Below are 13,059 nucleotides of genomic sequence, written 5' to 3' on the forward strand. Positions count from 1 at the left end.
GCGGGCGCGGGCGAAGCCCTTGGCCTGCAGCTCCTTGAACAGGTCGGCGTACTCGCCCTTGCGGCCGCGCACCACCGGCGCGAGCACCTGGTAGCGGGTGCCCTCGGGCAGCTCGAGCAGCCGGTCGACGATCTGCTGCGGGGTCTGCGCGGTCACGCGCTCGCCGCACACCGGGCAGTGCTGCGTGCCGGCGCGCGCGAACAGCAGGCGCAGGTAGTCGTAGACCTCGGTGATGGTGCCGACGGTCGACCGCGGGTTGCGGTTGGTCGACTTCTGGTCGATCGACACCGCGGGCGACAGGCCCTCGATGAAGTCGACGTCGGGCTTGTCCATCTGGCCGAGGAACTGGCGCGCGTACGCGGACAGCGACTCGACGTAGCGGCGCTGGCCCTCCGCGAAGATGGTGTCGAAGGCCAGCGACGACTTCCCGGACCCGGACAGGCCCGTGAACACGATGAGCCTGTCGCGCGGCAGATCCAGGTCGACGTTGCGCAGGTTGTGCTCGCGGGCCCCCTGGACCACCAGACGATCATTCACGCGCAGCATGCTACGGCGGACCACCGACATGCGCACATGTGTTCGAACCGTAAAGGTGGCCCGACCTGCGCCGACACCGCTGGTCGGCGCATGATGAGCAGCGTGACCGACCGCGCCGTCGTGACGGAACCCACGCCCGGGACGCCCCCCGCGCCCACCCCCATCGGCGAGTACGCCGTGCTGGGCGACGGCCGCACCGCCGCCCTGGTCTCCCGCGCCGGCTCCGTGGACTGGCTCTGCCCGCCGCGGTTCGACTCCCCCGCCTGCTTCGCCGCCCTGCTCGGCGGGCCGGAGCACGGGCACTGGCTGCTCACCGCGCCCGACGCGACCCGGGTCACCCGCCGGTACCTCGACGACTCCTTCGTGCTGGAGACGACGTTCGAGACGCCCACCGGCACCGCCGTGCTCCTCGACGCCATGCCGCTCGGCGACGGCCGGTGCGACCTGGTCCGCCGGGTGACCGCGGTGCGCGGGTCCGTCCGGCTGCGGCACGAGTGGGTCGTCCGGTTCGGCTACGGCGCCGTCGTGCCCTGGGTGCACCGGGTGGCCGACCCCGACGGCGTCGAGGTCATCCGCGCCGTCGCCGGGCCGGACAGCCTCGTCCTGCGCGGCGACCGGCTCCCCCGCCCCGGGCGCGGCCCGCACCGCGCGCACGCCGACGAGTTCACGCTCGACGAGGGCGGGTCCGTCGGCCTGTCCCTCACCTGGGTGCCGTCCTGGAAGCCGGTCCCGCACGCCCCGCGCCTGGCGCACCGCGTCGAGGCCACCGAGCACCAGTGGGCGCACTGGGCCCGGTCCGCCCGGTACCGCGGTACCTACCGCGACGCCGTCGTCCGGTCCCTCCTGGTGCTCCGGCTGCTCACCGACTCCGAGACCGGCGGCATCGTCGCCGCCGCCACCACCTCCCTCCCGGAGGACCCGGGTGGCGAGCGGAACTGGGACTACCGGTACTGCTGGCTCCGGGACGCCGCCATGACCCTCGAGGCCCTGCTCGAGCACGGCTACCGGCACGAGGCCCAGGCCTGGCGGCAGTGGCTGCTCCGGGCCGTCGCCGGCGACCCCGCCCAGGTGCAGATCATGTACGGCGTCGACGGCTCGCGGGAGCTGACCGAGCGCACCCTCGACCACCTCCCCGGCTATGCCGGGTCGCGGCCCGTGCGGGTGGGCAACGCCGCCGTCGGGCAGGTGCAGAACGACGTCCTCGGCGAGGTCATGGCGGCCCTGCACCTGGCCCGGGCCGCCGGCGTGGCCGAGGGCGACGACTCGTGGTCCCTGCAGACCCACCTCGTCGAGCACCTGTGCCGCACCTGGCGCCGGCCGGACAGCGGCATCTGGGAGGTGCGCGGCGACCCCCAGCACTTCACGCACTCGAAGGTCATGGCCTGGGTCGCCCTCGACCGGGCCGTCCGCGCCGTCGAGGAGCACGGCCTGCCCGGGCCCGTCGAGCGGTGGCGGCGCGAGCGGGACGCCGTGCACGCCGACGTCCTCGCGCACGCGTGGGACGCCGATCGGAACACCTTCGTGCAGCACTACGGGGCGACGCACACCGACGCGGCCCTGCTCCAGCTGGTGCTCGTCGGGTTCCTGCCTCCCGGCGACCCGCGGCTGGTCGGCACCGTCGCCGCCGTGCGGGCCGAGCTCGAGGTCGCGCCCGGCCTGCTGCTCCGGTACCGCACCGACCGCACCGACGACGGCCTGCGCGGGTCCGAGCACCCGTTCCTCGCCTGCTCCGGCTGGCTCGCGGACGCGCTCGCGCGGCAGGGCGACGTCGACGGGGCCGCCGCCGTCCTCGACGTGCTCGACGGCCTGCGCACCGACGTCGGCCTGCTCGCCGAGGAGTACGACCCGGCGACGGGGCGCATGATCGGCAACGTCCCGCAGGCGCTGTCGCACCTCGCCCTCGTGCGGGCGGTGCACAGCCACGACGAGGCGCTCGGACGCGGCGGCGCGGCGGAGCCGCGGGGCGAGGCGGTGGGGCGGCCGTGAGCGGGGACGGGGCGGGCGGGTTCGGCGTCGGCGGGGCGGCCGGCGTCGGCGGGGCGGCCGGCGTCGGCGGCGGTGCGGGCGGCGGCGGGTACACCGGGGACGTCGAGCCCGAGGGGCCGGCCGCCGTGCGCGTGCTCGACGAGGTCGTGCTGCGCAAGCTCTCCGTCGGGCCGATGGACAACGGCGCGTACGTGCTCGCCTGCCGGCGCACCGGCGCGCGGCTGCTGGTCGACGCCGCGGCCGAGCCCGACCGGCTGCTCGACCTCGTGCGGGCGGGGTCGCCCGGCGACGTCCCGCCCGGGCCCCTCGCGCTCGTCGTGACGACCCACCGGCACCGGGACCACCTCGGCGCCCTCGCTGCCGTGCTCGCCGCCACGGGGGCGCCGCACGCCGCCGGCGCCGACGACGCGGCCGCCGTGGCCGAGGCGGCCGGCACCACCGCGCCCCGGGCGCTGGCGCACGGCGACGTCGTCGAGGTCGGGGCCCTGCGGCTCGAGGTCGTCGCCCTGCGGGGGCACACCCCCGGCGCCGTCGCGCTGGCCTACCGGGAGCCCGGCGACGCCCGCGCGCCCGGCGCGGTCCCCGGGCGGGTGCACCTGCTCACCGGCGACTCGCTGTTCCCGGGCGGGCCGGGGCGCACCGCGGACCCGGCGGCGTTCGGGTCGCTCATGGCCGACCTCGAGGACCGGGTGTTCGGGCGGTTCCCCGACGACACCTGGGTCTACCCAGGGCACGGGCGGGACACCACCCTCGGGGCCGAGCGGCCGCACCTGACCCGGTGGCGCGCGCGGGGCTGGTGAGGGCGCCGCGGGGGCGCCGCCTCCTGCCGCCGGGTGAACGGGACATGTCGGGCGTGGACGCGCTCGTCCTGGTCGGAACGCCTCTGCCATAGTGACGCACAGCCCCGTCACAAGAAGCGAGAGGACGTCCATGTCGAACGACGGCAGCGCCACGCCGGAACCCGGGCAGCAGCCCGAGCAGCCCGGGCAGCAGCCCGAGCCGCAGCCCGGCAGCAGCGCCTGGCCCACGCCGGGCAGCGGCACCGGCCGCCCCGCCGCGCCCGCGCCCTCCGGCTACGAGGCCACCCCCGCCTCCGGGCCCGCGCCCTCGGGCTACGAGGCCGCCCCGTCCTGGCCGACCCCGCCGACGTCCGGCTCCGAGGCGCCCACCGCGGCGTACCCGACCACGCCCACCGCGGTCTACCCGACCGCGTCGCCGTACGGCGCACCGGGCTCGGACGCGCCGACGGCCGCGTACCCGACGTCGGCCGCGCCCGGCTCCGACGCCCCCACCGCCGCGTACCCGGCGTCCTCGCCGTACGCCGCGCCGGGCGAGCAGCAGGGCGCCGGCTCCCCGGCCCCCGGCCAGGGCGGCGCGTACGGCCAGCCCGCGGGCGACCCGGCGCAGCAGCAGGGCGCGGGCTACCCGGCCCCCGGCGGCGGCTACCCGGGCTCGGGCGGCGGCTACCCGCCTCCCGGTGGCGGCTACCCCCAGCCGGGCGCCGGCTACCCGGGCGGCGGCTACCCGCAGGCCCCGTACTCGCCGAACCAGTACCAGCAGGCGCCGCGCACCGACGGCGTGTCGATCGCCGCGCTCGTCACCGGCATCCTGGGGACCGGCGTCGTCGCCATCGTCCTGGGCATCCTCGGCCTGCGCCGCACGAAGAAGAACGGCACGCAGGGCCGCGGCCTCGCGATCGCAGGCCTCGTGCTCGGCGGCCTGGGCGTGCTCAGCTGGGTCGTCCTCGGCGTGACCATCGGCGCCGCGGTCGTCTCGCACAACAACCAGATGGCCGAGCTCCGCTCGTCGTGCGCGTCCGGCGACATGGAGGCGTGCGACGACCTGTACTTCGACTCGCGGTCCGGGTCGGACGACGAGGAGTTCGGCAACACCTGCGGCGGGCGCACGGACGGCAGCACCCTGTGCACCTCCGTCGACCCCGAGCGGTGGGCCTACGGCGACGACGCCGAGCTCGACGCACTGTGGGACGCCTGCGGGTCCGGCGACCTCGCCGCCTGCGACTCCCTGTGGTCGAGCGCGCCGGCCGGCTCCGAGTACGAGGAGTTCGGCCGCACCTGCGGCGACACCACCGACGGCAGCACCTACTGCGACTCGGCCCTCCCCGAGGACACGGAGGGCACCGACGAGGGCACCGACCTCGGCAGCAGCACCGGCGCGCAGGCCTACGGCGACGACCCCGAGCTCGACGCCCTGTGGGACGCCTGCGCGGCCGGCAGCGGCACGGCGTGCGACGACCTCTACCTGGACTCCGACTTCGGGACCGAGTACGAGTCGTTCGGGTCCACCTGCGGCAACCGCGTCGAGTACGCGTGGAGCTGCGCCACCGAGATCGGCGGCTGACCGACCGCGGCGGCACGACGCGCGACGGCCCCGGGGCAGCACGCCCCGGGGCCGTCGCGCGTCCGGCGGGGGGTCAGCGGTCGACCGGGCCCAGCCAGGCGTTCGCCACCGTGCTGTGCGCCGACTCGTCGTCGGACGGGTGGAACAGCCCCGCGAGGACGTCGCGGTACAGCCGCCCGAGCTCGCTCCGCGAGAAGTACGACCCGCCGCCCGACACCCGGATCGCGCGGTCCACCACCTCGCGGGCCGTCTCCGTCGCGCGCACCTTGAGGCCGACCACCTTCGCGAACCACAGCGCGCCGTGGTCCACGGCCTCGTCGACGTCCCGCGCCAGCGCCCACACCTGCGGCTCGATCCCGTCCTGCGCGATCGCCGCGTCCGCCACGCGCCACCGGATGTCCGGGTCCTGCGCGTAGCTCCGGCCGTCGTGCTTCATCGACGTCCGCCGGTGCGCCGCCGCCACCGCGAGCTCCAGCGCCCGCCGGCCGATCCCGGTGTAGACGGCCGCCAGCAGGATCTCGAACACCTGGAACAGCGCCAGCACGTACGGGTCGGCGCTCGGGCCCGGCGGGAGCGCGCGGAACACCCGGTCCGGCGCCGCGTACGCCCCGGCCAGGACCGTCGTGCACGACTGCGTCGCCCGCATGCCGAGCGTGTCCCAGTCGTCCCTGGTCTCGATCCCGCCGTCCGCGCGCGCCACCACCCCGTGCACCAGGCGCGGACCGTCCGGGTGGTCCTCGTCGAGCCCGAACGTCGCCAGTCGCGTCCACACCGGCGACAGCGACGTGAAGATCTTCGTCCCGTGGTACCGGTACCCGCCGTCCGGCTGCCGCTCCGCGCGGGTGCGCGAGCCGAACATCACGAGGTCGTTGCCCGCCTCGGAGCTGCCGAACGCGAACACCTCCCCCGCCGCCGCGTCCCGGAGCACGAAGTCCAGCGAGTCGTCCCCGCGGGCGGCCAGCACCGCGGCCATCCCGGTCACCACGAGGTGCATGTTCACCGCCAGCGCCGTCGCCGGCGCCGCACCGGCCAGCCGCGCCTGCTCCCGCGCGACCTCCGCCAGCGACAGCCCCGCCCCGCCGAGCGCCTCCGGGACGAACGCGCGCAGGTAGCCGGCCTCGCGCAGGTCCGCCAGGTCGGCGTGCGGGAACGTGTTCTCCCGGTCGTGCACCGGGGCGCGCTTTGCCGCGCGGGCGAGCAGGTCGTCGGTGAGCAGCGTGCGCGGCGCGGTGGTGCGGGTCATGCCGCCCACTCTGGCACGTGCGGCAGGATGGCGGCATGGCCACCTTCGCCGTCCGGTACACCTACGACCAGCGCGCCGACCTGCAGGACGAGGTCCGCCCCGAGCACCGCGCCTACCTGCGCGGCCTCGCCGACCGCGGCCTGCTCCGCGGCTCCGGCCCGTTCACCGACGGGGCGCCCGGCGCCCTGCTCGTCTTCGAGGCCGCCGACGTCGCGGCGCTCGAGGTGCTGCTCGCCGACGACCCGTTCGCGCGGGCCGGCGTGATCGCCGACGTCGAGATCCGGGCGTGGAACCTGGTCCTCGGCCCCTGGGCGGCGGCGGGCGCCTGACGGACGGCGGCGCGGGCGGCCGGGCCGCCGGGGCCGTCGGGGCCGTCCGGGCGGTCAGGCCCGGCGGTCCTCCGCGCCCTCGACCCGCTCGGCGGGGGTCGCCGCGACCGCGCGGCGCTCGTCCCGGCGGGAGGCCGCGATGCTCGTCACCGCGGTCAGGCCCAGCGTCACCACGATCACCGCGAGCGACACCCACGACGGCAGCTCCGGCGCCCAGCCGACCGGCTCGCCGCCGTTGAGGAACGGCAGCGTGTTCTCGTGCAGCGCCTGCAGCACCAGCTTCACGCCGATGAACCCCAGCAGCACGCCCAGGCCGATGTTGAGGTAGCGCAGCCGGGTCAGCAGCCCGCCGAGCAGGAAGTACAGCTGGCGCAGGCCCATCAGCGCGAACACGTTCGCCATCAGGACCAGGTACGGCTCCTGGGTCAGCCCGAACACGGCGGGGATCGAGTCGAAGGCGAACAGCAGGTCCGTCGCGCCGATGGCCACCAGCACGAGCAGCATCGGCGTCACGTGCCGCCGGCCGTCGACCTTCGCCGTCAGGCGGACGCCGTCGTACCCGTCGGTCGTCGGCAGGAACCGCTGCACCACCCGCACCAGGGCCGGCGCCTTGTAGTCCTCGGCCGCCTCGTCCGCGTCCTCCCCCACGCCCTCGCGCGCCACCTTCACGGCCGTCCACACCAGGAACGCGCCGAACAGGTAGAACACCCAGGAGAACGACGCGATCGCCGCCGCGCCGATCCCGATGAAGATCCCGCGGAACACCAGCGCCAGGATGATCCCGATCAGCAGCGCCGTCTGCTGGTACTGCCGCGGCACCGCGAACCGGCTCATGATCAGCAGGAACACGAACAGGTTGTCCACCGACAGCGAGTACTCCGTCAGCCAGCCGGCGACGAACTCGCCCGCCGGGCCGCCGCCCCACACGAGGGCGACGACCACGGCGAACGCGAGCGCGAGCCCGATGTACACCCCGAGGTAGCGCAGGCACTCCGCCGTCGTCGGGATGTGCGGCCGCCGGCCCACCACCGCGACGTCCACGACGAGGACGGCGGCGGCGAGGCCCAACGACACGATCCAGACGAGAGGCGAGACGTCCATGCGGGGGTCAGTGCTCCTTGCTGGCGGCGGGCTCCTGCTCGTCGGTCAAGGCGGGAGCGGCGTCCCGGTCGCGCCGGGTCTTGGCCAGGCTCGCGACGGTCGCGACGGTGAGCGTACCCAGGATCACGAGCAGCGACAGCCACGTCGGGATCTCCGGGGCCCACTCGATGTGCTCGCCGCCGTTGATGAACGGCAGCTCGTTCACGTGCATCGCGTGGAACACCAGCTTCAGGCCGATGAACGCCAGGATGAACGCGAGGCCCTTGTTCAGGTACACCAGGCGCTCCAGCAGGCCGCCGATCAGGAAGTACAGCTGGCGCAGGCCGAGCAGCGCGAACGCGTTCGCGGTGAACACGATGTACGGCTCCTGGGTCAGGCCGTAGATCGCCGGGATCGAGTCGAGCGCGAACAGCACGTCCGTGGCGCCGATCGCGACCATCACGACGAGCATCGGGGTGATGAACCGCTTGCCGTCGATCTTCGTCGTCAGGCGGTCGCCGTGGTACTCGTCGACCGTCGGGAACACCCGCTTGAGCAGCCGGACCGCGACCCCGTCCTTCTCCTCGCCGGCGTGCGCCAGCTCGTCGTCGTCGTGCTTCTCCTTCGCCAGCTTCACGCCGGTGTACACGAGGAACGCGCCGAAGATGTAGAACACCCAGGACCACTGCTCGATCGCCGCGGCGCCCAGCAGGATGAACACCGTGCGCAGCACCAGCGCGATCACGACGCCGACCAGCAGCACCTTCTGCTGGAACTCCCGGGGCACCGCGAACTTCGTCATGATGATGAGGAAGACGAAGAGGTTGTCGACCGACAGGCTCTTCTCGGTCACGTACCCGGCGAAGTACTCCGTGCCGTGGTCCCAGCCCCACACGAAGCCGAGGCCGACGCCGAACACGATCGCCAGGCCGACGTAGATCGCCGACCACGTGGCGGCCTCGCGGAACGACGGCGCGTGCGGCGTGCGGACGTGCGCGAAGAAGTCGAACAGGATCATCCCGACGATCGCGACGGCGGTCGCGATCCAGACCCACAGGTCCACGGACATAGGGTTTTCCTCCGGTACAGACGAATGAAGAGACGGCTGAGTACCGGAGGTCTCTCCCACCCGTCGACCGGGCCGACGTCCCGGGTCGGCGTCGTCGACGACCGTGATGACGGGGGCGTCGTGTCGGGATACTCCCCTCCACTGCGTGCGCCAGCATAGGTCATCGGTCCTACGCGCACCGCGCGGCGTCCGCGGAGCGGCATGTGACGCACGTCATGGGTGGCTGCGGGCGGTTGCGGGTGCGGGTGGGTGCGCGGCCGGCGCGGGGGCTCGTCCCGTCGGCGCACCGGCCGGTCACGTCACGCAGAACTCGTTGCCCTCCGGGTCCGCCATGACCACCCACGCGCCCTCACGCGGGTCGTCCACCTCGCGGAGCACCGTCGCGCCGGCGTCGACCAGCGCCGCGGCGTGCTCGCGGGCGGCGGCGAGCTTGGCCGCGCGGTCCTCGCGGTCGACCCCCTGGGCCGCCGAGTAGCGCACGTCCAGGTGCACCCGGTTCTTCACCGTCTTGCCCTCGGGCACCCGCTGGAAGAACACGCGCGGGCCGGCACCGGCGGGGTCCACGACCGCGTACGCGAGGTCCCGGTCCTCGGGCGGGAAGCCCCAGGCGTCCAGCGCCGCGTCCCACGAGTCGAAGCCCGCCGGTGGCGGCTCCTCGACGTACCCGAGCGCGACCGCCCAGAACGCGCCGAGGGCGCGCGGCGACCGCGCGTCCATCACGACCTGCACCTCGAGCGCCATGCGTGCCTCCGAACGTCGGTGGTGCGCTGCCCCGCGCCGCGCGCGGGCACGGGGTGTCCTGCGCCGGGCGCGGTCAGGCCGTCGCGGCGTGCATCTGCCGGAGCTCCTTCTTCAGCCCGGAGATCTCGTCGCGCAGCCGGGCCGCTAGCTCGAACTGCAGCTCCCCCGCCGCGACGTGCATCTGGTCGGTCAGCTCCTGGATGAGGCCGGCGAGCTCGCCCGCCGCCGCACCCGCGAGCTTCGTGCGCTCCGTCGGGGGGCCCGCCTTCGAGCCGAGGCCCGGCACCGGCGCCTTGCCGCGGCTGGCCTGGCGGCCGGCGCCGCCCAGCAACTCCGCCGTGTCCGCGTCCTCGCGCGCCAGCAGGTCGGTGATGTCGCCGATCTTCTTGCGCAGCGGCTGCGGGTCGATCCCGTGCTCGGTGTTGTACGCGATCTGCTTCTCGCGGCGGCGGTCCGTCTCGTCCAGGGCGAGCTGCATCGCGGGCGTGATCTTGTCCGCGTACATGTGCACCTGGCCCGACACGTTGCGCGCCGCGCGGCCGATCGTCTGGATGAGCGACTTGCCCGAGCGGAGGAAGCCCTCCTTGTCCGCGTCCAGGATCGCGACCAGCGACACCTCGGGCAGGTCGAGGCCCTCGCGGAGCAGGTTGATGCCCACCAGCACGTCGTACTCGCCCATGCGCAGCTCGCGGAGCAGCTCGACGCGGCGGAGCGTGTCCACCTCGGAGTGCAGGTAGCGGACCCGGACGCCCTTCTCCAGGAAGTAGTCCGTGAGGTCCTCGGCCATCTTCTTGGTGAGCGTCGTGACGAGCACGCGCTCGTCCTTCTCCACGCGGAGCCGGATCTCCTCCAGCAGGTCGTCGATCTGGCCCTTCGTGGGCTTGACGACCACCTGCGGGTCGACCAGGCCGGTCGGGCGGATGATCTGCTCGACCACGCCGTCCGACATCGCCAGCTCGTAGTCGCCGGGCGTCGCCGACAGGTAGACCGTCTGGCCGATCCGCTCGACGAACTCCTCCCAGCGCAGCGGCCGGTTGTCCATGGCGCTGGGCAGGCGGAAGCCGAAGTCCACCAGGTTCCGCTTGCGGGACATGTCGCCCTCGAACATCGCGCCGATCTGCGGCACGGTCACGTGGGACTCGTCGATGACGAGCAGGAAGTCCTCGGGGAAGTAGTCGAGCAGCGTGTTCGGCGCCGTCCCGGGCGCGCGGCCGTCGATGTGCCGCGAGTAGTTCTCGATGCCCGAGCACGAGCCGATCTGGCGCATCATCTCGATGTCGTAGGTCGTCCGCATGCGCAGCCGCTGCGCCTCGAGCAGCTTGTTCGCCCGCTCCAGGTCCTTGAGCCGCTCCTCGAGCTCGTGCTCGATGCCGCCGATCGCCCGCTCCATGCGCTCCGGCCCGGCCACGTAGTGCGTCGCCGGGAAGACGTGCACCTGCTTCTCGTTCCGCACGACCTCGCCCGTGAGCGGGTGCAGCGTCTGGATCGCCTCGATCTCGTCGCCGAAGAACTCGATGCGGATCGCGAGCTCCTCGTACACCGGGATGATCTCCACGGTGTCGCCGCGGACCCGGAACGTGCCGCGGGTGAACGCCATGTCGTTGCGGGAGTACTGCATCGAGACGAACTGCCGGAGCAGCGCGTCGCGGTCCACCTGGTCGCCCACGTCGAGGGTCACCATCCGGTCGACGTACTCCTGCGGCGTGCCGAGGCCGTAGATGCAGGACACCGAGGCGACCACGACCACGTCCCGGCGGGTCAGCAGCGAGGACGTCGCCGAGTGCCGGAGCCGCTCGACCTCGTCGTTGATCGACGAGTCCTTCTCGATGTAGGTGTCCGTCTGCGCGATGTACGCCTCGGGCTGGTAGTAGTCGTAGTACGACACGAAGTACTCGACCGCGTTGTTCGGCAGCAGCTCGCGGAACTCGTTGGCGAGCTGCGCGGCCAGCGTCTTGTTCGGCGCCATCACGAGCGTGGGGCGCTGCAGCTTCTCGATCAGCCAGGCCGTCGTCGCCGACTTGCCGGTACCGGTGGCGCCGAGCAGCGTGACGTCCTTCTCCCCCGCCTGGATGCGCTGGGCGAGCTCGGCGATGGCCTGCGGCTGGTCGCCGGAGGGCTTGTACTCGGACACCACCTCGAACGGGGCGACGGTGCGCTGCAGGTCGGTCACGGGACGCATGCGTCAACCGTACGACGGAGGTCTGACACACGCCCCGGCCCGGGGCCCGGGTTCGCCGAGGGCGTGGCGGGGCGTGGTGGGGCGTGGTGGGGCGGCGCAGGGGGCTGACGTGGCGTCCCGGGCGGAGCTCGGCCGTCCGGGTGCGTGCGGCGCGGGGGTCGGTGGCGCTCGGTGGGCGGGCGCCGAGTCCTCCACAGGCTCGACGTGATGCGTCGTCCCCAGGCCGCGGTGCCCTGCGCCGGAGCGTGTCGGCGGCGGGTCCTAGCGTGTTCGTATGCCCGATGACGTGCAGGAACGCACCCCTCCCGACCTAGACCGCGACGCCCCTGCCGTCGCGGTCGCCGGGAACGCGGATGCGGGCGACGGCCTCGGGGAGAGGCTGGACGCGATGCCGGCCGGGGCGGCGCTGCTGGCGGAGCTCCAGGCCCTCGACCTGGCCGCGCTGCCGTCGTACGAGCTGCCCGAGGTCGCCGTCCAGGCCCGGAGGATCGCCGCGCACGCGCACGCCCTCGAGACCGCCGCGGCTGCCGCGCTGGCGCGCCACCCCGACCTGCGGCACCCGGACCTGGCCGCGGTATGCCGGTCGCTGCCCGAGGGCAGCGCGTTCGTGCACGCCGACATCGCCGCGGCCGACCTGTCCGCGCGGCTGCTCGTCCCTCCGGGCGAGGCGAAGATGCTCATCCGCGAGGGCCGCGCCTACGCCGACGCCCTGGCCGACACCGGCGCCGCCCTGGCCGACGGGCGCATCCACCCCGCCAAGGCGCGCGCGATCGTGCAAGGCGCCGGCGACGAGCCCGCGCACGTGGCCGCGGCCGTCGAGGCGGAGGTGCTGCCGCGGGTGGCGGGCCGGTCGGTGAAGCAGGTCCGCGCCGACGTCGCCCGGGCGCTGAACAGGGTGGACCCGGAGGGGGTCGCCGATCGGCACCGGGCCGCTCGCGACTGCCGGGTGGTCTCCCGGCCGCGGATCCTGCAGGACGGCATGGCCGGTCTCTGGGCCGTGCTCCCGGCGGCCGACGCCGTGCGGGTCGACGGCATGCTCGACGCCCTCGCCCGACGGTCCCGCGAGGCCGGGGACGCGCGGACGCTGGACCAGCTCCGGGCGGACGAGCTCGTCGACCGGCTGCTGGGCCGGTCCGAGCACGTCGTGGCACCCGACGGCACGGTGCTGCCGTCCCAACGCGGCTGGGCTCACGAGGACCTGGACGCCTTCGGTGTGCCGGCCGGCGCCGCGGGCGCGGACGCGCCGACACGGGCCGTGCCGCCCGACGGCGGGGAGAGCGAGGGTGAGGCGAGCGAGGCGGCCCCCGTGGAAGCCGCGCCGGCTCACCCCGGGCACGTGTGCCCGAGCGGCCCGCGGACCGTCGTGCACGTCACCCTTTCCCTGTCGACGCTCATGGGTGCCGACGACGAGCCCGGTGACCTCGCCGGGTACGGGCCGATCGACGCCCAGCAGGCCCGCGCGATGGCCCTGGACCTCGGGTCCAGCTGGCAACGCATCGTCACCGACCCGCTGTCCGGGACCGTCCTGGACGTC

Annotated in this window: 10 protein-coding genes and 1 pseudogene; 5 read left to right on the top strand and 6 right to left on the bottom strand. The window is 74.4% G+C overall.

Annotated elements, in window-relative coordinates:
• Window positions 1-546, bottom strand: a pseudogene (locus VER05_RS06900) (excinuclease ABC subunit A); the annotation flags it as partial.
• An 84-nt stretch (window positions 547-630) separates the two neighbouring features.
• On the opposite strand from VER05_RS06900, the gene VER05_RS06905 reads away from it, so the two are divergent.
• The 3 genes from VER05_RS06905 (at window position 631) to VER05_RS06915 (ending at window position 4,884) form a co-directional block, all read left to right on the top strand.
• Window positions 631-2,523, top strand: a complete 1,893-nt coding sequence (locus VER05_RS06905; protein ID WP_414647573.1) for a glycoside hydrolase family 15 protein — start codon at window positions 631-633, stop codon at window positions 2,521-2,523.
• Window positions 2,524-2,648: 125 nt separating this feature from the next.
• The gene (locus VER05_RS06910; RefSeq protein WP_324844653.1) at window positions 2,649-3,323 is read left to right on the top strand and encodes an MBL fold metallo-hydrolase; all 675 of its coding nucleotides are present in this window, start codon (window positions 2,649-2,651) and stop codon (window positions 3,321-3,323) included.
• 130 nt (window positions 3,324-3,453) lie between these two features.
• A complete protein-coding gene (locus VER05_RS06915; RefSeq protein ID WP_324844645.1) occupies window positions 3,454-4,884 on the top strand; it encodes a DUF4190 domain-containing protein in 1,431 nt (476 codons plus the stop codon).
• A 73-nt stretch (window positions 4,885-4,957) separates the two neighbouring features.
• Here VER05_RS06915 and VER05_RS06920 read toward each other — a convergent pair whose 3' ends face one another.
• The gene (locus tag VER05_RS06920) at window positions 4,958-6,127 is read right to left on the bottom strand and encodes an acyl-CoA dehydrogenase family protein (protein ID WP_324844646.1); all 1,170 of its coding nucleotides are present in this window, start codon (window positions 6,125-6,127) and stop codon (window positions 4,958-4,960) included.
• Window positions 6,128-6,162: 35 nt separating this feature from the next.
• Here VER05_RS06920 and VER05_RS06925 point away from each other — a divergent pair, with 35 nt between their 5' ends.
• The gene (locus VER05_RS06925) at window positions 6,163-6,456 is read left to right on the top strand and encodes a YciI family protein (RefSeq protein WP_324844647.1); all 294 of its coding nucleotides are present in this window, start codon (window positions 6,163-6,165) and stop codon (window positions 6,454-6,456) included.
• Between the two features lie 54 nt (window positions 6,457-6,510).
• Here VER05_RS06925 and VER05_RS06930 read toward each other — a convergent pair whose 3' ends face one another.
• From VER05_RS06930 to uvrB, 4 genes are all read right to left on the bottom strand, one after another.
• Window positions 6,511-7,557: a TerC/Alx family metal homeostasis membrane protein gene (locus VER05_RS06930; RefSeq protein WP_324844648.1), complete on the bottom strand. Its 1,047-nt coding sequence runs from the start codon at window positions 7,555-7,557 to the stop codon at window positions 6,511-6,513.
• Window positions 7,558-7,564: 7 nt separating this feature from the next.
• Complete coding sequence (locus VER05_RS06935) at window positions 7,565-8,605, bottom strand: TerC family protein (RefSeq protein WP_324844649.1); 1,041 nt, start codon at window positions 8,603-8,605, stop codon at window positions 7,565-7,567.
• 294 nt (window positions 8,606-8,899) lie between these two features.
• Window positions 8,900-9,346 carry a VOC family protein gene (locus VER05_RS06940; RefSeq protein WP_324844650.1) on the bottom strand — a complete coding sequence of 149 codons (447 nt, stop codon included), beginning with the start codon at window positions 9,344-9,346 and terminating at the stop codon, window positions 8,900-8,902.
• A gap of 73 nt (window positions 9,347-9,419) precedes the next feature.
• A complete protein-coding gene (gene uvrB / locus VER05_RS06945) occupies window positions 9,420-11,525 on the bottom strand; it encodes an excinuclease ABC subunit UvrB (RefSeq protein ID WP_324844651.1) in 2,106 nt (701 codons plus the stop codon).
• 388 nt (window positions 11,526-11,913) lie between these two features.
• On the opposite strand from uvrB, the gene VER05_RS06950 reads away from it, so the two are divergent.
• The coding region (locus VER05_RS06950; protein WP_324844652.1) for a DUF222 domain-containing protein at window positions 11,914-13,059 on the top strand (1,146 nt) is incomplete at its 3' end.

Source organism: Cellulomonas sp. (assembly GCF_035634735.1).
Lineage (GTDB): Bacteria > Actinomycetota > Actinomycetes > Actinomycetales > Cellulomonadaceae > Cellulomonas.

What these genes read in the sequence shown, in the direction of transcription:
- uvrB (WP_324844651.1), bottom strand. Translation starts at nt 11,525, where the DNA reads ATGCGTCCCGTGACCGACCTGCAGCGCACCGTCGCCCCGTTCGAGGTG.
- VER05_RS06915 (WP_324844645.1), top strand. Translation starts at nt 3,454, where the DNA reads ATGTCGAACGACGGCAGCGCCACGCCGGAACCCGGGCAGCAGCCCGAG.
- VER05_RS06930 (WP_324844648.1), bottom strand. Translation starts at nt 7,557, where the DNA reads ATGGACGTCTCGCCTCTCGTCTGGATCGTGTCGTTGGGCCTCGCCGCC.
- VER05_RS06920 (WP_324844646.1), bottom strand. Translation starts at nt 6,127, where the DNA reads ATGACCCGCACCACCGCGCCGCGCACGCTGCTCACCGACGACCTGCTC.
- VER05_RS06935 (WP_324844649.1), bottom strand. Translation starts at nt 8,605, where the DNA reads ATGTCCGTGGACCTGTGGGTCTGGATCGCGACCGCCGTCGCGATCGTC.
- VER05_RS06940 (WP_324844650.1), bottom strand. Translation starts at nt 9,346, where the DNA reads ATGGCGCTCGAGGTGCAGGTCGTGATGGACGCGCGGTCGCCGCGCGCC.
- VER05_RS06925 (WP_324844647.1), top strand. Translation starts at nt 6,163, where the DNA reads ATGGCCACCTTCGCCGTCCGGTACACCTACGACCAGCGCGCCGACCTG.
- VER05_RS06905 (WP_414647573.1), top strand. Translation starts at nt 631, where the DNA reads ATGAGCAGCGTGACCGACCGCGCCGTCGTGACGGAACCCACGCCCGGG.